General features: G+C 72.7%; 25 protein-coding genes. 11 read left to right on the top strand and 14 right to left on the bottom strand.

Annotation, left to right across the window (positions count from 1 at the left end):
* Window positions 1-8: 8 nt before the first annotated feature.
* Complete coding sequence (locus tag ACYVLT_RS20375; RefSeq protein WP_461121766.1) at window positions 9-941, bottom strand: GNAT family N-acetyltransferase; 933 nt, start codon at window positions 939-941, stop codon at window positions 9-11.
* A 48-nt stretch (window positions 942-989) separates the two neighbouring features.
* Between ACYVLT_RS20375 and ACYVLT_RS20370 the strand changes: the two genes are divergently transcribed.
* The 4 genes from ACYVLT_RS20370 (at window position 990) to ACYVLT_RS20355 (ending at window position 3926) form a co-directional block, all read left to right on the top strand.
* Window positions 990-1571 carry a maleylpyruvate isomerase N-terminal domain-containing protein gene (locus ACYVLT_RS20370; protein WP_461121765.1) on the top strand — a complete coding sequence of 194 codons (582 nt, stop codon included), beginning with the start codon at window positions 990-992 and terminating at the stop codon, window positions 1569-1571.
* 10 nt (window positions 1572-1581) lie between these two features.
* Window positions 1582-2748 carry a cytochrome P450 gene (locus ACYVLT_RS20365; RefSeq protein WP_461121764.1) on the top strand — a complete coding sequence of 389 codons (1167 nt, stop codon included), beginning with the start codon at window positions 1582-1584 and terminating at the stop codon, window positions 2746-2748.
* A 129-nt stretch (window positions 2749-2877) separates the two neighbouring features.
* Window positions 2878-3213 carry a hypothetical protein gene (locus tag ACYVLT_RS20360; RefSeq protein ID WP_123745931.1) on the top strand — a complete coding sequence of 112 codons (336 nt, stop codon included), beginning with the start codon at window positions 2878-2880 and terminating at the stop codon, window positions 3211-3213.
* A gap of 14 nt (window positions 3214-3227) precedes the next feature.
* Window positions 3228-3926: a lysophospholipid acyltransferase family protein gene (locus tag ACYVLT_RS20355; protein WP_461121763.1), complete on the top strand. Its 699-nt coding sequence runs from the start codon at window positions 3228-3230 to the stop codon at window positions 3924-3926.
* Here the strand turns inward: ACYVLT_RS20355 and ACYVLT_RS20350 are convergent.
* A complete protein-coding gene (locus tag ACYVLT_RS20350) occupies window positions 3889-4545 on the bottom strand; it encodes a DUF2306 domain-containing protein (protein WP_461121762.1) in 657 nt (218 codons plus the stop codon). The genes ACYVLT_RS20355 and ACYVLT_RS20350 overlap by 38 nt on opposite strands.
* Window positions 4546-4699: 154 nt before the next feature.
* On the opposite strand from ACYVLT_RS20350, the gene ACYVLT_RS20345 reads away from it, so the two are divergent.
* Together ACYVLT_RS20345 and ACYVLT_RS20340 are read left to right on the top strand one after the other, a co-directional pair.
* Window positions 4700-5740, top strand: a complete 1041-nt coding sequence (locus ACYVLT_RS20345) for a sensor histidine kinase (RefSeq protein WP_461121761.1) — start codon at window positions 4700-4702, stop codon at window positions 5738-5740.
* Window positions 5737-6384: a response regulator gene (locus ACYVLT_RS20340; RefSeq protein ID WP_461121760.1), complete on the top strand. Its 648-nt coding sequence runs from the start codon at window positions 5737-5739 to the stop codon at window positions 6382-6384. The genes ACYVLT_RS20345 and ACYVLT_RS20340 overlap by 4 nt, the downstream gene beginning before the upstream one ends.
* Here the strand turns inward: ACYVLT_RS20340 and smc are convergent.
* Genes smc through ACYVLT_RS20320 form a run of 4 tightly spaced genes read right to left on the bottom strand, consistent with a single transcriptional unit; the run spans window position 6381 to window position 11753 of the window.
* Window positions 6381-10184, bottom strand: coding sequence for a chromosome segregation protein SMC (gene smc / locus ACYVLT_RS20335; RefSeq protein WP_461121759.1), 3804 nt, complete (start codon window positions 10182-10184; stop codon window positions 6381-6383). The genes ACYVLT_RS20340 and smc overlap by 4 nt on opposite strands.
* A 58-nt stretch (window positions 10185-10242) precedes the next feature.
* Window positions 10243-10920 (bottom strand): anti-sigma factor family protein, encoded by a 678-nt coding sequence (locus tag ACYVLT_RS20330; protein ID WP_461121758.1) that lies wholly within the window; start codon window positions 10918-10920, stop codon window positions 10243-10245.
* Complete coding sequence (locus ACYVLT_RS20325; RefSeq protein ID WP_461121757.1) at window positions 10917-11423, bottom strand: sigma-70 family RNA polymerase sigma factor; 507 nt, start codon at window positions 11421-11423, stop codon at window positions 10917-10919. The genes ACYVLT_RS20330 and ACYVLT_RS20325 overlap by 4 nt, the downstream gene beginning before the upstream one ends.
* Window positions 11424-11456: 33 nt before the next feature.
* On the bottom strand, window positions 11457-11753 hold the full coding sequence (locus ACYVLT_RS20320) for an acylphosphatase (protein WP_360447181.1): 297 nt from the start codon (window positions 11751-11753) through the stop codon (window positions 11457-11459).
* A 64-nt stretch (window positions 11754-11817) separates the two neighbouring features.
* Here ACYVLT_RS20320 and ACYVLT_RS20315 point away from each other — a divergent pair, with 64 nt between their 5' ends.
* The 3 genes from ACYVLT_RS20315 to ACYVLT_RS20305 all read left to right on the top strand — a co-directional run bounded on the left by ACYVLT_RS20315 (window position 11818) and on the right by ACYVLT_RS20305 (window position 13610).
* Window positions 11818-12522 (top strand): CAP domain-containing protein, encoded by a 705-nt coding sequence (locus ACYVLT_RS20315; protein WP_461121756.1) that lies wholly within the window; start codon window positions 11818-11820, stop codon window positions 12520-12522.
* 28 nt (window positions 12523-12550) lie between these two features.
* On the top strand, window positions 12551-13039 hold the full coding sequence (locus tag ACYVLT_RS20310) for a hypothetical protein (protein ID WP_461121755.1): 489 nt from the start codon (window positions 12551-12553) through the stop codon (window positions 13037-13039).
* Between the two features lie 133 nt (window positions 13040-13172).
* Complete coding sequence (locus ACYVLT_RS20305) at window positions 13173-13610, top strand: hypothetical protein (RefSeq protein ID WP_461121754.1); 438 nt, start codon at window positions 13173-13175, stop codon at window positions 13608-13610.
* Here ACYVLT_RS20305 and ACYVLT_RS20300 read toward each other — a convergent pair whose 3' ends face one another.
* Window positions 13611-14141, bottom strand: a complete 531-nt coding sequence (locus tag ACYVLT_RS20300) for a GNAT family N-acetyltransferase (protein ID WP_461121753.1) — start codon at window positions 14139-14141, stop codon at window positions 13611-13613. It lies immediately after the preceding gene.
* A 69-nt stretch (window positions 14142-14210) separates the two neighbouring features.
* Between ACYVLT_RS20300 and ACYVLT_RS20295 the strand changes: the two genes are divergently transcribed.
* On the top strand, window positions 14211-15317 hold the full coding sequence (locus tag ACYVLT_RS20295) for an NAD(P)/FAD-dependent oxidoreductase (RefSeq protein ID WP_461121752.1): 1107 nt from the start codon (window positions 14211-14213) through the stop codon (window positions 15315-15317).
* 45 nt (window positions 15318-15362) lie between these two features.
* Here ACYVLT_RS20295 and ACYVLT_RS20290 read toward each other — a convergent pair whose 3' ends face one another.
* Window positions 15363-16040: a response regulator gene (locus tag ACYVLT_RS20290; RefSeq protein ID WP_461121751.1), complete on the bottom strand. Its 678-nt coding sequence runs from the start codon at window positions 16038-16040 to the stop codon at window positions 15363-15365.
* Between the two features lie 239 nt (window positions 16041-16279).
* On the opposite strand from ACYVLT_RS20290, the gene ACYVLT_RS20285 reads away from it, so the two are divergent.
* A complete protein-coding gene (locus tag ACYVLT_RS20285) occupies window positions 16280-16714 on the top strand; it encodes a MarR family winged helix-turn-helix transcriptional regulator (protein WP_461121750.1) in 435 nt (144 codons plus the stop codon).
* 9 nt (window positions 16715-16723) lie between these two features.
* Here ACYVLT_RS20285 and mutM read toward each other — a convergent pair whose 3' ends face one another.
* The 6 genes from mutM to ACYVLT_RS20255 all read right to left on the bottom strand — a co-directional run bounded on the left by mutM (window position 16724) and on the right by ACYVLT_RS20255 (window position 20274).
* Window positions 16724-17581, bottom strand: coding sequence for a bifunctional DNA-formamidopyrimidine glycosylase/DNA-(apurinic or apyrimidinic site) lyase (gene mutM, locus ACYVLT_RS20280; RefSeq protein WP_461121749.1), 858 nt, complete (start codon window positions 17579-17581; stop codon window positions 16724-16726).
* Window positions 17582-17591: 10 nt separating this feature from the next.
* A complete protein-coding gene (locus ACYVLT_RS20275; protein WP_360447163.1) occupies window positions 17592-17822 on the bottom strand; it encodes a hypothetical protein in 231 nt (76 codons plus the stop codon).
* Window positions 17823-17829: 7 nt separating this feature from the next.
* Window positions 17830-18639, bottom strand: a complete 810-nt coding sequence (rnc, locus tag ACYVLT_RS20270) for a ribonuclease III (RefSeq protein ID WP_461121748.1) — start codon at window positions 18637-18639, stop codon at window positions 17830-17832.
* Window positions 18640-18670: 31 nt separating this feature from the next.
* The gene (gene rpmF / locus ACYVLT_RS20265; RefSeq protein WP_073896635.1) at window positions 18671-18853 is read right to left on the bottom strand and encodes a 50S ribosomal protein L32; all 183 of its coding nucleotides are present in this window, start codon (window positions 18851-18853) and stop codon (window positions 18671-18673) included.
* A 2-nt stretch (window positions 18854-18855) separates the two neighbouring features.
* Window positions 18856-19443, bottom strand: a complete 588-nt coding sequence (locus ACYVLT_RS20260; RefSeq protein ID WP_360447158.1) for a YceD family protein — start codon at window positions 19441-19443, stop codon at window positions 18856-18858.
* Between the two features lie 114 nt (window positions 19444-19557).
* Entirely contained in the window at window positions 19558-20274 is a 717-nt protein-coding gene (locus ACYVLT_RS20255; RefSeq protein ID WP_461121747.1) for a DivIVA domain-containing protein, read from the bottom strand.
* Window positions 20275-20314: the final 40 nt, after the last annotated feature.

Genomic DNA, 20314 nt, shown 5'->3' with positions numbered 1-20314 from the left:
GGCGGGGCTCAGGCGGCGTTGGCGCGGTAGGCGACCAGTTCCAGGTGGAGGCGGAAACCGAGCCGGTCGAACAGCCGTTGGGAGGAGCGGTTGCCGGCCAGTATCGCGGCGGCCACCTGTGGTCGCGCGCCCGCGGCCGCGGCGAGCTTCCAGACCAGCTCGGTGACCAGCGCCGCGCCGACGCCCTGCCCGCGCACGTCGGGCTCCACGGCCACGAAGTCCAGGTAGAACTCGCCCGGCTCGGCCTTGCCCGAGGCGTACCCGAGGACGCGGTCGCCGTCCATGGCGACCACCACGGTGTGCCGACGGCCGCCGTCCACCAGTTTCCGCCCGGACAGGTAGGTCTTGGGGAAGCACCGCTCGTGCAGCACGGCCACCGCCTCGTGCACGGCCGGGTCGGTCGGCAGCACGCGCATCTCGCGGGCCGGACCGGTGCGCGGGCAGCTCGCCTCGCGCAGCAGCAGGCCGCGCAGGCCGTCGCCGTCGAGCACGTGGATGCCGCACGCGCGGGCGGCGGCGAAGCGGTGCCGTTCGGCGAACGCGGCCAGCCGCCGGTGCCCGGTGTGGCCCAGCAGCTCGCGGTCGGCGATCCCGTCGAGCAGCGGCGCGGCGGCCGCGTAGAGCGCGTCGGCGGTCTGGTCCCAGATCCGGCTGCCCGCCGGGTGGTTGACCGGCACGTCGACGAACGGTCCGTGCAGGTAGGCGCGGCCTGACTCGGTGTCGGCCTCGACGCTGAGCGCGCCGACGACCCAACCCGAGTCGTCGGTGGCGACCAGCGTGCACGAGGCCCAGTCCGGCTCGAACTCGGACAGCTCCGCGGCGATGTCGCCGAGCGTCTCGCCGAGGTAGCCGATGTGGTGCGCGTCGTCGGCCTGCAACCGCAGGACCAACGCGAGCACGGCGTCCAGGTCGTCCTGGGCGGCGGGACGGATGTCGTACATGTCTGGAATGGTCACCCGCGGGGACGGCCTGATGCGAGGGAGTTTTCGGTGTTGGACGGACGGGACGTGATCGAGGTCGCGGAGCGGTGCGCGTCGTTCCTCGAAGGGGCGCTGGACTCGGACTGGACGGCGGTCGTGCCGGAGTTGGACTGGACGGTCGCGAAGACCGTGGCGCACATCTCGGACGTCATGCTCTGGTACTCCACCGATCTCGTCGCCGGGACGAGCGAGCTGAGCACGGCCGACATAGCGGTGCGGCCGGACTCGGCACCGGCCGAGTTGGTGCGCACGCTGCGGGCGTTCGCGTCCGTGCTGGCGGCGGTGGTGGCGCAGGCGACCGCGGCGGACGTCCGGGGCTGGCACCCGTGGGGCCTGGCGGACGCGGCCGGGTTCGCCGGGATGGGGTGCGACGAGATGCTGGTGCACACCCACGACGCGGCGCGCGGCCTGGGGCTGGACTTCGCGATCCCGCCCGAGCTCGCGCGCAAGGTGCTGGCCCGGATGTTCCCCGAGGCGCCGACCGACCGGGACCCGGTGGACACGCTGCTCTGGGCGAACGGCCGCATCCCGCTCGGCGACCTGCCCAGGCGCACCGGATGGCGCTGGCACTGCGCTCCCCCGGGCTCCTAGCGTCGAGGTCATGACCGACGACGTCCTCGACATCCCCTTCGCCGACGCCTTCGCCTTCGACCCGTCGCCCACGTGGGCGCGGCTGCGGGACGAGGCGCCGGTGGCCCGGGTCCGCACGCTCGCGGGCGCCGAGGTGTGGCTGGTGACCCGCTACGACGACGTGAAGCTGGTGCTGGCCGACCCGCGGTTCTCCCGGGCCGGGGTGGTGGCGGCGGGCGCGCCCCGCGTGGGGGTGTCCCGGCCGCTGCCCGGCACCCTGCCGACCACCGACCCGCCCGAGCACACCCGGTTGCGCAAGCTGGTGTCCGGCGCGTTCTCGCACCGGCGGATCGAGCGGACCCGGTCGTGGGTGCGCGAGCTGTGCGAACGGCTGGCGGACGACGTGCTGGACGGCGCCGACCTGCGACAGGTGTACGCGCTGCCGCTACCGATCCAGGTGATCTGCACGCTGCTCGGCGTGCCCTACGCCGACCGCGAGCGGTTCCGCGAGTGGGTGGAGCTCGCGTACAGCCTGGAGATGTCCGAGCAGCCGCGGGTCGAGGCGGCGATGGCGAGCCTGCTGGAGTACATGGGCGCGCTGGTCGCGGCGAAACGGCGCGACCCCCGCTCGGACGACCTGCTGGACGAGCTGTGCGCGACGCCGCTGACGCACGACGAGCTGGTCGCGTTCGCGCTGAACCTCCTGGTCGCGGGGCACGAGACGTCGGCCAACCAGATCACCAGCTTCGTCGCCACCCTGCTGCGCGAGCGGCCGCAGTGGGAACGGCTGGTGCGCGACCCGGCACTGGTGCCGAGCGCGGTGGAGGAGCTGATGCGGTTCACCCGGCTCAGCGAGGTCGGCCAGCTGCGGGTGGCGCTGGAGGACGTGGAGGTCGCGGGTGTGGTCGTCCGGACGGGCGAGGGCGTGATGGCGTCCATCGGATCGGCCAACCGCGACCCGCGCGCGTTCGCGTCACCGGACGAGCTGGACCTCGCGCGCACGCCCAACCAGCACCTCGCGCTCGGCATCGGCCCTCATTTCTGCCTGGGTGCGCAGTTGGCGCGCATCGAACTCCAGGAAGCGCTGCTGGTGTTGCTGCGGCGATTCCCGGGGTTGCGCGCGGCCCGGCCGGTCGAGGAGCTCGCGTGGCGGAAGGTCCTGGTCAGCGGCCTGGCCGAGCTGCCGGTCAGGGTCTGACGGCAGGCGTGTGCCGAGCGTTACACCCCGGTTTCGCAGGGTGGTGCCCGCGGTCGGAGGAGTTCGACACGACATCACCGATGACCGACATCTATTGCCGCGCGTTTCGCGTTGGGGAACCCTGGGAGGGTGAGCGAGGAAACGATCCAACTCGAACTCAACGACAGCGGGGTGGCGGTAGACCTACCGATGCCTGCCAACCAGCGGGACCAGGTCCAGGAGGTCCCCTACCGGCCGGTCGAGTTCCGTGACGACGACCTGCCCAACGCGTTGGAGCGCGCGGCCTCCTGGCTGCGGCAGACACAGGACTGGCTCGGTGAAGCGGTCGACGTGATCGCGGTCCACCTGGACTACGACGACACCAAGGGCTCGCCTTATTACGCCCTGAAGCTGCTGTGCAATGAGGAGGACCTGGCCGGCGTTCCCAAGGTGGTGCGCGAGCACGATCGCACTACCGACGAGTAACGTACGCTGGGGATATGCCAGATCGCGTGTACCCGCCGGTGATCGCCGCGGCCAAGCTGATGTTCCGCGTGCTCGACATGCGGATCACCGTGGAGGGCGCGGAGCACGTGCCGACCACCGGCGGGGCCGTGCTGGCCTCGAACCACGTCTCCTACCTCGATTTCATCTTCGCCGGCTACGGCGCGCAGCCCGCGCGCAGGCTGGTCCGGTTCATGGCCAAGCACGAGGTGTTCAAGCACCGCGTGTCCGGCCCGCTCATGCGCGGGATGCACCACATCCCGGTGGACCGGACCGCCGGCCAGGCGTCCTACCAGCAGGCGGTGGACGCGCTGCGGTCCGGTGAGATCGTCGGGATCTTCCCGGAGGCCACCATCAGCCGGTCGTTCACCGTCAAGGACGTCAAGAGCGGCGCGGTGCGGATGGCGGCCGAGGCCGGCGTGCCGTTGCTGCCGACGGCCGTGTGGGGCACGCAGCGGCTGTGGACCAAGGGCAGGCCAAAGTCGCTGACCCAGCGGCACGTGCCGATCACCATCCTCATCGGCGAGCCGATGGAGCCGACCACGGACGCCGCGCTGCACGAGCGGATGCAGGCGCTGCTGGACGACGCCCAGGCCCGTTACCCGGAGTCGGGCGAGGACCAGTGGTGGCAGCCGGCCCACCTCGGCGGCACCGCCCCTACACCGGAAGAGGCGAAGCAGCTCGACGGTCGCTGACCCGACCGCGCCGCAGCACCCACTCCGCGACCAGCAGGTTCGGCACCCACGAGCCGAACGGCATGAACGCGTACGCCGCCGCGAAGCTGCCCGTCACCGGCACCAGCAGCACCACGCCCAGGCGCAGCGCCACACCCGCGTAGACCAGGGCGAAGGCCCGCACCATCCAGCGGCGGTGGGCGGGCACGTCACCGGTGCGGACGGCCCGCAGGCCCAGCAGCGGGAACACCACCGACAGCACGGCCAGCAGCCCGAAGCCGGCCGTGCCGACCCAACCGGCGATGCTGAACGGCGCCAGCGCACCGCCGGCCGCGCCGCCCACCACCATCGCGACGATGGTGACCCGGCCCGCCACGCGGTGCAGTCGCGGCGCCCTGCCGCGCACGCGCGTCGACAGTTGCAGCGGCGACAACAGCAACGCCAGCCCGCTGAACACCATGTGCACGTACAGCACGCCCCGCGTCCACGCCGGTTGCGCCACGTAGTGCGCGGCCAGCCCGCCGTCGTTCGCCGCCAGCTCGCCGAGCGAGTTGGTCAGGTACGGCAGTGGCGCGAACACCGCGATGGTCGCCGCCGTCAGCGCGAGCCACCAGACGCCCACCGTGCGTCGCTTGGTCATCATTGGTCCCCCCTCAGTGCTTTGTGCAGGACGATAGGGATCGGCGCTCGCGAAGTAGTCGCCCATGAGGGTCGAAGCGCCTCCCTCGCGTGAGGGAGGCACGCACGACTCGCGAACGTTGCGGACCCGGGTGGCGCGCGGGAGAGGATGGGCCGTGCCCCATCGCACCGATGTCTGGTTGGCCGTCGCGCTCGTCGTCGCGTCGGCGGTGGCGGCCGTGCTGGTGGGCTCCGACCCGCCGCACCGGCCGCTCGACGCGGCGGGGATGGCGTTCACCGCCGCGTCCGCGCTGAGCCTGCTGTGGCGGCGGGCCGCGCCCGTGCCGGTGCTGGTGGTCACCGGGGCCCTGGTCGTCGGGAACGCGGCGGCCGGGTACCCGCCGACGGTCGTGCAGTGGCCCGCGTGGATCGCGACGTTCACCGTGTTCGCCGCCTGCGGTCGGGGGCCGCGGGTCGTCGGCGGGGTGGTGACGGGCCTGGCGGTCGTCGGGTACGTGGTCTTCGACCCCGGCCTGGTCGACGCGGACTCGGTGTTCGGCCTCGCCGTCCTCTTCGTGATCGCCACGGTCGCGGGTGACGCCGCGCGCAGCCGCCGGTCCTACGCCCGGTCCGAGCAGGCGCGGCTGCTGGCGGAGGAGCGGACCCACCTGTCGCGCGAGCTGCACGACGCCTTGGGGCACGCGGTGAACGTGATGGTGATGCAGGCCGGCGTGGGCCGGCGGGTGTTCGCGGACGACCCGGCGTTCGCGCGGGAGGCGTTGGGGCACATCGAGACCGTGGGTCGGGACGCGTTGGGCGAGCTGGACCGGTTGCTGCGGGTCGTGCGCTCCGACGACCCGCCGCCGGACCTGTCCGAGCTGGCCGACCAGGTGCGCGCGGCCGGCCGGGAACTGCGGCTGACCGGGACCGTCGACCTGGCCGGGAGCGCCGGGCGGGCGGTGCGGCGGATCGTGCAGGAGGCCGTGACCAACGCGTTGCGGCACACCGCGTCCGGGCGCATCGACGTCGACCTGGCCGTGGTGGGCGGCTCGGTGGTGGTGGACGTGGTCAACGAGGCGCGGGGGCTGGCCGCGCCGACGCCGGGCCGGGGGCTGGTGAACATGCGCGAGCGGGCGCGGTTGGAGGGCGGGTCGTTCGAGGCCGGTCCGTTCGAGGGCGGGTTCCGGGTGCGGGCGACGTTGCCGGTGCGGCCGTGATCCGGGTGTTGCTGGTCGACGACGACGCGCTGGTGCGGGGTGGGCTGAAGGCGCTGCTGCGGGCCGAGGCGGACGTCGTGGTGGTCGGTGAGGCGGCGGACGGCGCGGCGGCGGTGCGGTCGGCGGTGGCGCTGCGGCCGGACGTGGTGGTGATGGACGTCCGGATGCCGATCGGCGACGGGGTGTCCGCGACGCGGGAGCTGGTGGCGCTGGCGCGGCGGCCGAGGGTGCTGGTGCTGACCACGTTCGACCTGGACGAGGTGGTGGACGACGCGATCGCGGCCGGCGCGGACGGCTTCCTGTTGAAGCGGGCCTCACCGGAGGAGCTGGTGGCGGGCATCCGCGCGGTGGCGGCGGGCGACGCGGTGGTGTCGCCGTCGGTGACGCGGCGGCTGTTCGACGGGTACGCGGCCCGCTCCCGCCCGGACCGCGAGCGGGCCGCACGGCTGACCGAGCGGGAGGCGGACGTGCTGCGGGCGCTGGCGCGTGGGTGGTCGAACCCGGAGATCGCGCGGTCGCTGCACCTGTCGGTCGAGACGGTGAAGACGCACGTCAAGCACGTGCTGGCCAAGCTGGACGCGCGCGACCGCACCCAGGCGGTGGTGTGGGCGTACCGGACCGGGTTCGCGCACCGGGAGGACTAGGGCGCGGTGTCGGTCTCCGGCGCGGCTTCGGCCACCGGGACGGCCTCGGTCGCAGGGTCGGCCTCGGTCACCGGCGGGGCTTCGGTCGCCGGGACGACTTCGGCCACCGGCGCGACCTCAGGTTCCGGGGTGGGTTCGGCGACGGCTTCGGCAGCGACCGCGGCAGGGGCGTCGGTGGCGTCGGCGGTGGGCTCGGCCTTGGCGGCGGCCTTGGCGCGCTTCGGCTTGTCCTCGCCGCGCAGCCGCTGCGAGATCACCTGGCTGATGCCGTCACCGCGCATCGACACGCCGTACAGCGCGTCGGCGATCTCCATCGTCGGCTTCTGGTGCGTGATGATCAACAGCTGCGACCGTTCCCGCAGCTGTTCGAACAGGCCGATCAACCGGTGCAGGTTGGTGTCGTCCAGCGCCGCCTCGACCTCGTCCATCACGTAGAACGGCGACGGCCTGGCCCGGAAGATCGCCACCAGCATCGCCACCGCCGCCAGCGACTTCTCCCCACCCGACAACAACGACAGGCGCTTGACCTTCTTGCCCGGCGGCCGTGCCTCCAGCTCGATGCCCGTGGTCAGCATGTCGTCCGGCTCGGTCAGCACCAGCCGACCCTCCCCGCCGGGGAACAGCACCTTGAACACGACCTCGAACTCGCGCGCGACGTCCTCGTAGGCCGACGTGAAGACCTCCAGGATCTTGTCGTCGACCTCCTTCACCACGGTCAGCAGGTCGCGTCGGGTCGCCTTGATGTCCTCCAGCTGGTTGGACAGGAACTTGTAGCGCTCCTCCAGCGCCGCGAACTCCTCCAACGCCAACGGGTTGACCTTGCCCAGCAGCGAGAGGTCCCGCTCGGCCCGCTTGGCCCGCCGCGCCTGCGTGTCCCGGTCGTAGGGCATCGGCTGCGGCGCGGTCACCAGCTCGCCGCGCTCCTTCGCCGCCTCGTACTCGGCGACCTCCTGCGGCGACGGCGGGATGAACACGTCCGGGCCGTACTCGGCGACCAGGTCCTCCAGGCCGATGCCGAACTCCTCGGCGACCTTGGTCTCCAGCTGCTCGATGCGCATCCGCTGCTCGGCCCGCAACACCTCGTCGCGGTGCACGGCGTCGGTCAGCTTCTCCAGCTCGACCGACATCTCGCGCACCAGGTTGCGCACCTGGGCCAGGAACGCCTCGCGCTGCGTCCGGCGCTCCTGCGCCGCGTCGCGCTCGCGGGCCGCGCGGGCCAGCGACGCGGCGATCTTCTCCAGCGCGAGCTCGCCGCCACGCACCACGGCCTTGGCCACGACCGCACCCCGTGCCCGGGAAGCGTGGGCGCGCTGGGCACGTTCCCTCGCCTCGCGCTCGGCGCGTGCCGCCCGGCGCAGCCCTTCCGCCTTGCCCTGCAACGCGCGGGCGCGTTCCTCGGCGGTCCGCAGCGCCAGCCGCGCCTCCACCTCGCCCTGGCGGGCGGCGGCCAGCTCGGCGGCCAGCTCGTCGCGGTGCGCGGTGTCCGGCTCGTCGTCCAGCGGCTGCTCCTGCGCCACCAGCAGGCGTTCCTCCAGCTCACCGAGCTTGAGCAGGTTCTCCTCGCGGGCGAGTTCGACCTTCTCCCGCTGCACCCGCGCCCGCTCCACCTCGGCCTCGGCCGACCGGACCGCCGAGGCCAGCCGGTTGAGCCGCTCCGACGACCGGGCGCGCCGCACCTTGGCCTCGTTGAGCTGCTCCTTGACCGCGGCGACCTCGGCCCGACGTGCCTGCTGCTCGGCCCGTGCGCCCTCAAGGGCGGCCGTGGACTGCTCCAGCGCGCGCTCGGCCAGCGCCAGCTTCTCCGACGCCTCGTCCACCGCGGCCTGGACCTCGATGACGCTCTGGCTGCGCCCGGACCCGCCGACCGCCCAGTCCGCGCCCAGCACGTCGCCGTCACGGGTCACCGCGCGCACCGACGGGTGCGCGTCCACCAGCTCCCGCGCGGCGGCCAGCGAGTCCACCACGACGACCTTGTCCAACGCGCGGTGCAACGCGGGCCGCAGCGCTTCCGGCGCCTGCACCTGGTCCACGGCCCACCGCGCGCCCGGCGGCAACGCCGGCCACCCGGACCGGTCGACGCCCACCGCCGCACCGCCCACCAGCACCCCGGCGCGACCGGTGTCCTGCTCCTTCAACAACTCCAACGCCGCCACCGCGTCGGCGCCGGACGCCACCGCGACCGCGTCCGCGATCGGCCCGAGCGCCGCGGCCAGCGCGACCTCCGCGCCCGGCGCCACGGTCAGCAACGCCGCCACCGAGCCGAGCAACCCGGGCAACCGGGAGGCCAGCAACGCGCCCGCGCCGTCCTTGCGGGTCAGGCCCAACGACAGCGCGTCCACCCGCGCCTGCCACGACGCGATGTCCCGTTCGGCCGTCCGCTCGGCCTTGACCAGCTCCTCGACCCGGCGGCGCGCGGCGTCGTCCGCCTCGGCGGCCAGCCGGTGCCGCTCGTCCAGGCCGAGGTCGTCCTCGTCCTCGGTCCCGGTCACCTCACGGGCCTCGGCCAGCTCCTGCTGCACGACCTCCGACCGCTCGACCGCCTCGGCCAGCGCGATCGACATCCGCTCGATCTCCTCGGCGGTCGCGCTCGTCTTCGACCGCAACGCCTCCACCTGCCCGGACAGCCGGGCCAGGCCCTCGCGGCGGTCGGCGATCGCCCGCACCGCGGCCAGGTGCGCCTTCTCCGCCGCGGACACCACGCGTTCCAGCTCGGCCCGCGTCTCCACGGCCTCCGCCAGACCGACCCGCGCCTCCGTCACGCCGTCCTGGAGCTCCTGCTCCAGCAGCGCGGTCTGCTCGGCCTCGGCCTCCAGCTCGTCCGGGTCACGCCCGCCGCGCGGTGCGTCCACCGCCGCCGACAGGTGCCGTTCCCGCTCCACGGCCAGCCGCACCGTGCCGCGCAGCCGCTCCTCCAACGCCGACAGCCGGTACCAGGTGTCCTGGGCCTGCTGGAGCCGCGGCGTGTCGGCCGCGACTTGGTCCTCCAGCTCGTTCTGCTGCAACTGCGCCTGTTGCAGCGACTTCTCCACCTCGGCGCGGCGGGCGCGGGCGGCGGCCTCGTCCTGCTCCTCGCGGGCCAACGCCTCGCGCTGCGTGACCAGGTCGTCGGCGAGCAGGCGCATCTTGGCGTCGCGCAACTCCGACTGCACGACCTGGGCGCGGCGGGCGATCTCGGCCTGCTTGCCCAACGGCTTGAGCTGGCGGCGCAGCTCGGCGGTGAGGTCGGTCAGGCGGGTCAGGTTCGCCTGCATCGCCTCCAGCTTCCGCAGCGCCTTCTCCTTGCGCTTGCGGTGCTTGAGGACGCCCGCGGCCTCCTCGACGAACGCCCGCCGCTCCTCGGGCTTGGACTCCAGGATCGCGGCGAGCTGGCCCTGGCCCACGATCACGTGCATCTCGCGGCCGATGCCGGAGTCGCTGAGCAGCTCCTGGATGTCCATCAGCCGGCAGGAGTTGCCGTTGATCTCGTACTCGGTCGCGCCCTCGCGGAACATCCGGCGGGTGATCGACACCTCGACGTAGTCGATCGGCAGCGCGCCGTCGGAGTTGTCGATGGTCAGCGTCACCTCGGCGCGGCCGAGCGGCGCGCGGCCGGACGTGCCGGCGAAGATGACGTCCTCCATCTTGCCGCCGCGCAGGTCCTTCGCGCCCTGCGTGCCCATCACCCAGCGCAGCGCGTCGAGCACGTTCGACTTGCCGGACCCGTTCGGCCCGACGACGCAGGTGATGCCCGGCTCGAAGCGCAGCGTGGTAGCCGAGGCGAAGGACTTGAAGCCCTTCAGCGTCAGGCTCTTGAGGTGCACGCCGGGCAGAGTACCCGTGCGGGCCTCACACCAGTCGTCGGCACGCTGACCAGCGCGATCACGGCCGGACCGACACCAGGACCGTCATGTCGACCACCAGGTCGAGCCGTTCGATCTGGTCGACCGGGAACGACGTGGAGCCGGGGATCCGCTCGTCGGGGGCGTGGTCGGTGCCCCACCAGCCGCCGATCTCGGTGCGCCCGCCCCGGTCGTGGACGATCAGCTTGCACCTCATGCCCTTGGGCATGTTCTCGATGCTCATCCACAGCTCGGTGCCCCAGGACTTGCCGACGAGGTCCGCGCTGGCCACCACGCCGGAGGTGGCGTCGGAGGCGTGCCAGGTGACGGCGGCCTCACCGCCGCGGTGCCCGCCGTCGTCACCGGTCAGCCGCGGCACCAGCAGCACGCCCAGCGCGACCAGCACCAGCAGCACGGCGGCGCCGACCAGCACCGGCCGGCGCCGCACGCGCGACGCGTGCCGCGGCTCGGGCTCGGGCGGGGTGGGTGGCTCGACCGGCAGCGGCCACAGGTCGGGGTCGGGCGCGGGGTCGTCGAACGGCAGCTCCAGGTCCGCCAGCTGCACCTGGCCGAGCAGCCCCGGCAACGGCGCCAGCCGCACCATCTCCCGGCGGCAGGTGGAGCAGCCGTGCACGTGCCGCTCGAACGCCGACCGCTCCGCCGGGTCGAGCGAGCCGAGCAGGTAGGCGCCGAGCGCCACGGTCCGGTCACAGCTCATGACTCGGTGACCCCCCGCTCCTCCAGCGCGTCCCGCAACGCCCGCAGGGCGTAGAAGCAGCGCGACTTGACCGTGCCGGGCGGGATGCCCAGCACCACCGCGGCCTCGGCGACCGAACGCCGCCGGTAGTACAGCTCTACCACCACGTTGCGGTGGTCCACGCTCAGCGCGCGCAACGCCTCGGCGACCTGCCAGCTCTGCAGGACGTGCTCCACCTCGTCCGCGACCGGGGGCAGGTCGCCCGGTTCGATCGGCACCTCGGAGTTGCGGCCGCCGCGCTTGCGGTAGCCGGAGATGACCAGGTTCCTGGCCACCGTGTAGAGCCACGGGCCCGCGTCGGCCGGGGTCAGCTCGTCGACGTGCCGCCACGCCCGCAGCAGCGTCTCCTGGACCACGTCCTCGGCCTGCTGGTGGTCACCGCCGACCATGCGCAGGACGTAGCCGTGCAGCGGGCCGCGCCAACGGCCGTACAGCTGCCTGACGACATCTTCGCCACGGTCCACATCGAAGTACTACGCCATCGGACCCCTCGGCGTTCAACGCTCCACGAAACCGGTGAGGCCGCCGCGGGCCTCCGACCAGCGCTCCACGATCGAGTCCACCCGACCAGGGGTACCGCCGGAACGCAGCGCGGTGAGCAGATCCCGGCACGCCGATTCCGGACCTTCCGCGTTCACCTCTACCCGACCGTCCCGCAGGTTGGACGCCGAACCGACAAGTCCCAGCTCAAGCGCCCTCGCACGAGTCCACCAGCGGAAGCCGACCCCCTGCACCCGGCCCCGCACCCAGGCGGTCAGACGGACGGTCCCCTCTACTCCAGCCACAACAGCCATCCTGACATTTCACCCGTTAGTGGTACGGTGCGCGACCGTGACAGCACGGCGTGGTAACCGATCCGTGATCGGCGGACTCGTCGGCCTGCTCCTCGGCGCGGCCGGTGCGACCGGCGTCGCCGTCGCGAACCCGGAACAGCTCGCCCCGTTCGTCGGGGTAAGCGCAGCACAGAGCCGCGGTTCCGACAACGTGGGCGTCGGCGGGGTGGGCGGTGTGGGCGAGCCCGCGCAGAGCCGTGAGCCGGACGTCCTGCCGACCACCACCGAGGCGCCGTCGTCGCCGGAGACGACCACCGAGACGACGACCACCACCGAGACCACCACGACCACGACCGAGACGACGACCACGACGCCGCCCGAGACGTCCGCGGCGCCGACGACTACCACCGCGCCCGCCGACGTGCCGCAGGCGCAGCAGGTCGTCGCCCTGGTGAACGAGGCCCGCGACCTGGCCGGCTGCAAGCCGCTCAAGGTGGACGAGCGGGTGGTCGAGGCCGCACGCGGTCACAGCGCCGACATGGCCGCGCGCGACTACTTCTCGCACACCACCCCGGAGGGCGTCGACTTCGCGCAGCGGATGCGCGCGGCGGGCTACCCGAGCCCCGGCGGCGAGAACATCGCCATGGGGCAGCGCTCCGCCGAGCAGGTCATGCGGGCCTGGATGAACTCCGACGGGCACCGGCGCAACATCCTGAACTGCGGGTTCACCACCATCGGCGTGGGTCTGGACACCCGCGGCTGGTACTGGACCCAGAACTTCGGCTGGTAAAGACGTCCGACGAACCTTGGGAGAACCGTTGTACGAGACCCCGGAGCCCGAGCGCCCCCGCCTGCGCGTGTCGCCACACGTGCTGCTGGCCGCGTCCGGTGTCGCCGTGTCGACGATCTTCGCCACCATCGCGGCCCTGGCGGGCGCGACCCCGGACGCCTCCCCCGCGAACCAGCAGCCGCGTGAGGACGTCGTCTCGCGCAACACCCTCAGCACTGCCCCGCGCACCTCGGCCTCCTCGGTCAGCCTGACCACCACCGCGGAGTCCACCACCACGACGACCGAGACCACGACGACGACCACCACCTCGCGGCGCACCCGCGTGACCACGGTGACCCGGCCGGACGGGACGACCACGACCACCGTGGTCGACGACCCGCAGCCGCAGCCCACCACCACGACCACCCAGCCGCCGGTGAACACGACGACCACCACGAAGCCGACGACGACCACGAGCACCACCACGACCACGACGACGACCACGACGACGCCGGTCGACCCGCCGACCGAGCCGTAACGAGATCGTCCGCCCGGGGTGACGGTCGTCCACACCATCGTGTGGACGACCGCTCGAACGTTGAGGCCCCCGGCATGATCCGCCGATAACTCGAACACTGACCATCCGTCCGGATCCCCCGCAGGGAGATGGTGTGTTCGAGGAAGATCAAGCGTCACCGAAGAAGAAGGTCTCCTCGGTGGTGCTGCTCGCCGCGGGCGGCGCCGCCGTCGCCACCGTGATCGCCACCCTCGCGTCCGTGCTGGCGGGCGGCGGGTCCACCGCGGCGCCGCCGGAACCGCTCGCCGAGCTGAGGACGACGACGGACACGACGATGGGCGCCGCGCCGCGCGCGAGCACGGCCACGGTGGTCGTCACGGTGTCCAAGCGGTCGACCGGCCGGCCGGGCAAGGAGACCGGCTCGAAGCCGGAGGAACGCGCGGAACAGCCCCCTGAGCCGAAGTCGGCGTCATCCGAGGCGCGGCTGACCACCCAGCCACCGAGCAACCCTCCGACGTCCTACGAGCCGCCGACGTCGTCCTCCTCCTCCGCGTCGGCCACCACCACGCCGACGACGACGGAGAGCCGGTAGCTACCAGACGTCGCCGTCACGCCAGTCACAGGTGAGGTCGCCCGCCAGGTCGAGCGGCACGACCGGCAGGACGAAGATCGCGTCGTCCTCCTCCTCGGTGCGCTCCACACCGCCGGGGGTCAGGGCGAACGTCCTGCCACGCCACCGCTGCCACCCACGCGCCGCGTAGAACGCCAGAGCGTCCTCCGACGCGCTCAGCGCACCGAGGGGGTACGCGCCACGCACGACGTCCTCCAGAGCCGCCATCACGACCCCGCCGACGCCTTCGCGGCGTCGGTCCGCCCGCACCGCGACCCCTTCCACGTAACCGGCCCGCAGCGCGCGCCCCGCGTGCAGCAACCGCCGCTGCACGACCGCGCCGTGACCGATCAGCTCGTCGCCGTCCCAGACGAACGCGTGCACGCCACCGAGGCTGTGCTCCCAGTCCTCGTCGCCGAAATCGCCGTCGAACGCCTCGTCGAGCAGCTTGCGCGCGGCGGTGAGCGTCGTCCCGGGCACTTGCCAGGTGTGCAGCACGGAAACAGGTGACACGACTCACACCTTATGCCGTCACACCGCGCCTGCCTCTCTCGCTCCTCTCATGACGAAAGGACGGGAAAAATGGCAGAGCACATCGTGGTGGTCGGCGCGGGATACGCGGGTCTGGCCGCGGCCAGGCTGGCGGCGAAGTGGACCGGCTCCCGGGTCACCCTGGTCAACGCGCGGGACCGGTTCGTGGAGCGGGTCCGGCTGCACCAGCTCGCGGTGGGCCAGCGGATGCGCGACGTCCCGCTCGCCGACCTCCTCAAGGGCACCGGCGTCGACCTCGTGGTCGACCGGGTGACCGACATCGACCCGGACACCCGCAAGATCCAGCTCACCGGCGGCACGCTGGCCTACGACCGGCTGATCTACGCCGCGGGCAGCCAGGCGAACCTGCGCGGCGTCCCCGGCGCGGCCGAGCACGCCCACGCCGTCTCCACCCACGAGGACGCCGAGAAACTGGCCGTGGCGCTCAAGGACGCGCGCACGGTCGCCGTGCTGGGCGGTGGGCTGACCGGTATCGAGGCCGCCGCCGAGCTGGCCGAGTCGCGACCGGACCTGGACGTCGTGCTCGTCACCGCCGGCGGGTTCGGCGACGCCCTGTCGGAGAAGGGCCGGGCGCACCTGCGCAAGGTGTTCGACCGGCTCGGCATCCGGGTGCGCGACCGCGCGCACGTCACCGAGGTCCGCGCCGACGGCCTGGTGCTGGCAGGCGACGAGCCGGTCGCCGCCGACACGGTCGTCTGGACGGCCGGTTTCGCCGTGCCGGACCTGGCGGCGCGGGCCGGGTTCGCGGTGGACGACCACGGCCGCCTGCTGGTGGACCAGACGTTGACGTCGATCTCGCACCCCGAGGTCCAGGGCATCGGCGACGCGGCGGCGATGAAGCGCCACGACGGCCTCGAACTGCGGATGGCGTGCGCGACCGGCCTGCCCACGGCGCAGCAGGCGGTGCGCGCCCTGGCGAAGCGGCTCGGCGGCGACGAGCCGGCCGACCGGCTCGACTTCCGGTACCACATCCGGTGCGTCAGCCTCGGTCGCCGGGACGGTCTGATCCAGTTCGTGGACGCCGACGACAACCCGAAGGAGCGCGTGCTCACCGGCCGGGTGGCGGCGCTCGCCAAGGAACTCGTGGTGCGCAACGCGCTGTTCTTCCAGAGCCACCCCACCATGCCGGCGGGGTGAGCGGTCGGCGGGCCGCCGGGGCGCTGTCGCCGCCGGCCGCCGTCCCTAGAGCTCGAACCGGTAGCCCATCCCCGGCTCCGTCACCAGGTGGCGGGGGCGGGCGGGCTCCGGTTCCAGCTTGCGCCGCAGCTGGGCCAGGTAGACGCGCAGGTAGTGGGTCTCCTTCGCGTACGCCGGGCCCCACACCTCCTGCAACAGCTGCTTCTGCGCCACGAGCCGGCCGCGGTTGCGGGCCAGGACCTCCAGCAGGCCCCACTCGGTGGGCGTCAGGTGCACCTCGACGCCGTCCCGGCGCACCTTCTTGGCGGCCAGGTCCACGGTGAACGACGCCGTCTCCACGACCGCGTCCCCGCCCTCGCCCACCGCGGCGCGGCGCACCGCCGCCCGCAGCCGGGCCAGCAGCTCGTCCATCCCGAACGGCTTGGTCACGTAGTCGTCGGCGCCCGCGTCCAGCGCCTGCACCTTGTCCGCGGAGTCGACCCGCGCGGACAGCACGATGATCGGCACGGTCGTCCACCCGCGCAGGCCCGCGATCACCTCGGTGCCGTCCACGTCCGGCAGCCCCAGGTCGAGCACCACCACGTCCGGCTTGCCCTCGGCCGCCGCCTTGAGCGCGGTCGTGCCGTCGTGCGCGGTCAGGACCGAGTAGCCGCGGGCCGACAGGTTGATCCGCAACGCCCGCACGATCTGCGGCTCGTCATCCACGACCAGCACCTTTGTCACGCTCAGACACTACGCCCGGAGCGGGCGCCACCCCGTGCCGACTACGTTCCGCGAACCGCCGGGGAAACGCTTCCCGCCTTTGTGCCGATTTGACGGCTCCTTCTCCGCATCGGTGCGGAGAGGGTGAGTACATCCGGGTGCGAATGAAACCTTTCTCTGGACAGCCGTACTGCGAAAGTGCGAATGTCCTGTCCGAATTCGGACACTTGCTCACCCACGGTGAGCCACGAGGAGGTCTGATGACCACCAGTGTGACTAATCAGGACGCGTTACAACTCGTGGTCGCCGTGCACCGGCTGATCCGCAGCCTGCGCCAGTCCGCGTCCGTTCGGCGATTGCAGCCCACGCAGTTGCTGGTGCTCGCGGAACTCGCGTCGAAGGGACCGATGCGGATAGGCGAGATCGCGGTGCGTGCGCTGTGCTCGCAGCCCACGGCGACCACGGTGGTGACGGGCCTGGAATCCGGCGGCCTGGTGCGCCGCGAGTCCGACCCCGCCGACGGGCGGGCGACCATCGTCGAGCTGACCGGCCTCGGGCGCGACACCATCCTGTCCCTGGCGCACGGCGAGGCGGAACTGCTGTCCGAGCGGCTTGCCCGGCTGGAGCCGGAGGAGCGCGACGCGGTGCGCACGGTCACGCCGCTGCTGCGCCGGCTCGCCGACCCGGCGCGGTGAGCGCGTCCGTCAGCCCCTCGGGCGGGGTTGGCACCGCGGGCACGAGTAGGAGGAGCGGTTCATGAACGGCTCACGCCTGATCGCCGTCCCGCACCTCGGGCACGGCCGGTTCTCCTGCCCGTACACGGCCAGGGACCGGTCGAAGTAGCCCGACTGGCCGTTCACGTTGACGTAGAGCGCGTCGAACGACGTGCCGCCCTCGCCCAACGCCTCGTACATGACCTGCGTCGCGTGCGCGAGCAGTTCGGCCGCCTTGGCCCTGGTCAGCCGGTCGACGGGGCGCAGGCCGTGCAGCTTGGTCCGCCACAGCGCCTCGTCGGCGTAGATGTTGCCGACGCCGGAGACCAGCGTCTGGTCGAGCAGGGCGCGCTTGACCTCGGTCCGCCGCCTCCGCAACGCCGCGACCGCCGCGTCCGGGTCGAACGCCGGGTCCATCGGGTCGCGCGCGATGTGCGCCACCGGTTGCGGCAGCCGGGTCCCGTCGACCTCGACGATGTCCGCCAGGGCCAATCCGCCGAACGTGCGCTGGTCCACGAATCGCAGTTCCGGACCGTCGTCGGCGAACCGGACCCGCACCCGCAGGTGCTTCTCGTCCGGCGCGTCGACGGGCTGGACCAGCATCTGGCCGCTCATGCCGAGGTGCGCGAGCATGGCGTCGCCGCCCGACAGGTCGACCCACAGGTACTTGCCGCGCCGACGCGCGGCCTCCAGGCGCTGACCGGTCAGGCGCATGGCGAAATCCGCCGCACCGAGTAGGTGTCGGCGGATCGCGCGCGGGTGGAGGACTTGCACCGAGTCGACGGTCCGGCCCGCGACGTGCTCGTGCAGACCTCGGCGGACGACCTCTACCTCGGGCAGCTCGGGCACGGGCGGGAGGTCAGTCCTCGGACTCGCGCTCGGCGGCGGCGGCCTCGGCCCGCTCCAGCTCTTCGAGCATCTCGTAGGCGGCGGCCTGCGGCTTGGTCGGCTTGAGCATCCAGCCGCCTGCCTGGGCGGTGTCGCGCACGAGTACCAGGCCCTGGATGCCGCCGTTGCGGCTGGCGTTCAGCGGGCGGGACGGACGCGCGTGGCGTGCGCGCCGGTTCGTCCGGACGTTCGTGGCATACATTTCGGCGTCAGTCTTCCTGAGTAGGTGAAGCCTGGGGTGAAGCCTGCGTCGCCGAGCCGGGTGCGTGGCCGTTCCCGGACGCGCCGGTGTCCTCGGCGCGAACCCGTTCGTGCAGCACGCGGTACGCGGCCTCAGCGGCCTTCTGCTCGGCTTCCTTCTTCGTGCGCCCGTCGCCGGTGCCGTAGGGCTGGCCACCGACGAGCACCTTGGCGGTGAACTCCTTGCGGTGGTCCGGCCCCTGGTCGTCCACCCGGTACTCGGGGACGCCCAGGCCGGCGGACGCGGTCAGCTCCTGGAGACTCGTCTTCCAGTCCAGTCCAGCACCCCGCAGCGGCGCTTCCGCCAACAACGGGTCGAACAGGTGGTGAACGACCTGATGCGCGGTGTCGATGCCGAATTGCAGGTATACCGCGCCGATGACGGCTTCCAGGCCGTCCGCGAGGATGCTCGCCTTGTCCCTGCCGCCGGTCAGCTCCTCGCCGCGACCGAGCAGCAGGTGCCCGCCCAACCCGTCGTCGCCGAGCCCCCGGGCCACGCCCGCCAGGGCGTGCATGTTCACCACGCTCGCGCGGAGCTTGGCGAGCTGACCCTCGGGCAGTTCCGGGTGCGTGCGGTACAGGTGATCGGTGACGACGAGGCTGAGCACCGCGTCGCCGAGGAACTCCAGCCGCTCGTTCGGCGGCAGGCCGCCGTTCTCGTACGCGTACGACCGGTGTGTGAGCGCGAGCGTCAGCAGCTCGGCGTCCAACGGGACGCCGAGCGCTTCGATCAACGGGGCGCGGTCGGCGGACCGACCGCGCGACGACCTACCCCCCACGATTCGCCGCTACCTTCGCCAGAGGGGGTGATCAGGCCGGCTGGACGACCTGGCGGCCGTCGTACTGGCCACAGGCCGGGCAGGCGACGTGCTGCGGCTTCGGCTGGCGGCAGGCCTTGTTCTGGCAGGCCACCAGGTGCACGGCAGCGGTCTTCCACTGAGCGCGGCGCGAGCGCGTGTTCGAGCGCGACATCTTCCGCTTCGGGACGGCCACGACTAGTTCTCCTCTGGATTGTCACGATTCCCGTCGAACCGCTCCTGCAGAGCCGCCCAACGGGGGTCAATCGTCTCATGCCCGTGGTCGGGGCCGAGATCAGCCAGCTTCCCGCCGCAGTCGACGCACAGCCCGAGGCAGTCCGGCGAGCACAGCGGCACCTGTGGCAGCGCGAGCACGATGGCGTCGCGCACCACGGGTTCGAGGTCGATCAGGTCGTCGTGCAGACGGCTGACCTCGTCCTCTTCGGTCGTCTCATCGGTGGTGCTGTCCGGGTACGCGTACAGCTCGGTCAGCTCCACCTCGACCTCCGCGGACAGCGGCTCCAGGCAGCGCGAGCACTCCCCTTCGACCACCGTCGCGGCGGTGCCCGTCACGAGCACGCCCTCGACCACCGACTCCAGCAGGAGGTCGAGTTCGACGTTGCCCCCCGCCGGCACCGCGATCACGCCCAGGAGGCCGACGCCTTCCGCCGGCACCGTCCTGCGCAACCCGCGGCTGGAGCCCGCACGACGCCCGAGGTCCCTGGTGTCGATGACCCAGGGCCCGGTCGCTGTGGGACGCGCGGAGGCGTGACGATGCTCAGACATGATGTTTGGTGTGCCGTCGGGGACTTACCACGACCAGCCGGTCAAGGGTACGGGACAACGGGCGTCGACGTGAAATCGGCTGGTCGGGACGTCGTCCGGTCGGGTGCACGGTTCCTATTCGTGGTAGTCGAAGGGCGCGGCGGCGCTCGCGACGGCCGGTCCGCGCAGGTGCGAGCGGCCCTTGCCGACGCTGCGCAGGGTGTGCGCGAGCAGGTCCTCGAAGTCGGCCAGCTTGCCGTCCACGTACGCGTCGCACTCGCTGCGCAGCCGGATGGACTCCGTCTGGGCGGCGTCCAGCACGCGCGCCGCCTCGGCGTGCGCGGCCTGCACGACCTCGGTGCCGTCGACCAGGCGCGCCTGCTCGGCGCGGCCCTCCTCGATCGCGCGCTCGTAGTTGGCGCGGCCCGCCTGGACCATGCGATCGGCCTCGGCGTGCGCCCGGCCCACCAGGTCCTCGTACTCCTGCCGGCCCGCGGCGACGGTGCGCTGCGCCTGGTCCTCGGCCTCGCCGACCATCCGCTCGGCCCGGGCGCGCGCCTCGGACAGCATCCGCTCGGCCTCGTGCTGCGCCTCGGCGACCATCCGCTCGGCGTCGGAGCGGGCCTTGCTCACGGCCTGGTCCGCCTCGTGCTGCGCCTTGCCGACCAGCTCGTCGCGGTGGTCGAGCACGTCCTGGGCGTCGTCCAGCTCCGCCGGGATCGCGTCGCGCACGTCGTCGAGGAGTTCGAGCACGTCGCCGCGCGGCACGACGCACCCGGAGGTCATCGGCACGCCACGCGCTTCCTCGACGATCGTGACCAGCTCGTCGAGGGCCTCGAACACCCGGTACACGTCTCACTCCTCGCGCCCACAGCAGTACCCGTCCCAGTGT

Source organism: Saccharothrix stipae (genome assembly GCF_054781895.1).
Note: the sequence above shows the minus strand (reverse complement) of the source record. Positions and strands in the feature narration are given on the sequence as shown.

What these genes read in the sequence shown, in the direction of transcription:
- ACYVLT_RS20375 (WP_461121766.1), bottom strand. Translation starts at nt 941, where the DNA reads ATGTACGACATCCGTCCCGCCGCCCAGGACGACCTGGACGCCGTGCTC.
- ACYVLT_RS20365 (WP_461121764.1), top strand. Translation starts at nt 1,582, where the DNA reads ATGACCGACGACGTCCTCGACATCCCCTTCGCCGACGCCTTCGCCTTC.
- ACYVLT_RS20355 (WP_461121763.1), top strand. Translation starts at nt 3,228, where the DNA reads ATGCCAGATCGCGTGTACCCGCCGGTGATCGCCGCGGCCAAGCTGATG.
- ACYVLT_RS20350 (WP_461121762.1), bottom strand. Translation starts at nt 4,545, where the DNA reads ATGACCAAGCGACGCACGGTGGGCGTCTGGTGGCTCGCGCTGACGGCG.
- ACYVLT_RS20330 (WP_461121758.1), bottom strand. Translation starts at nt 10,920, where the DNA reads ATGAGCTGTGACCGGACCGTGGCGCTCGGCGCCTACCTGCTCGGCTCG.
- ACYVLT_RS20320 (WP_360447181.1), bottom strand. Translation starts at nt 11,753, where the DNA reads ATGGCTGTTGTGGCTGGAGTAGAGGGGACCGTCCGTCTGACCGCCTGG.
- ACYVLT_RS20295 (WP_461121752.1), top strand. Translation starts at nt 14,211, where the DNA reads ATGGCAGAGCACATCGTGGTGGTCGGCGCGGGATACGCGGGTCTGGCC.
- ACYVLT_RS20285 (WP_461121750.1), top strand. Translation starts at nt 16,280, where the DNA reads ATGACCACCAGTGTGACTAATCAGGACGCGTTACAACTCGTGGTCGCC.
- ACYVLT_RS20275 (WP_360447163.1), bottom strand. Translation starts at nt 17,822, where the DNA reads ATGTATGCCACGAACGTCCGGACGAACCGGCGCGCACGCCACGCGCGT.
- ACYVLT_RS20260 (WP_360447158.1), bottom strand. Translation starts at nt 19,443, where the DNA reads ATGTCTGAGCATCGTCACGCCTCCGCGCGTCCCACAGCGACCGGGCCC.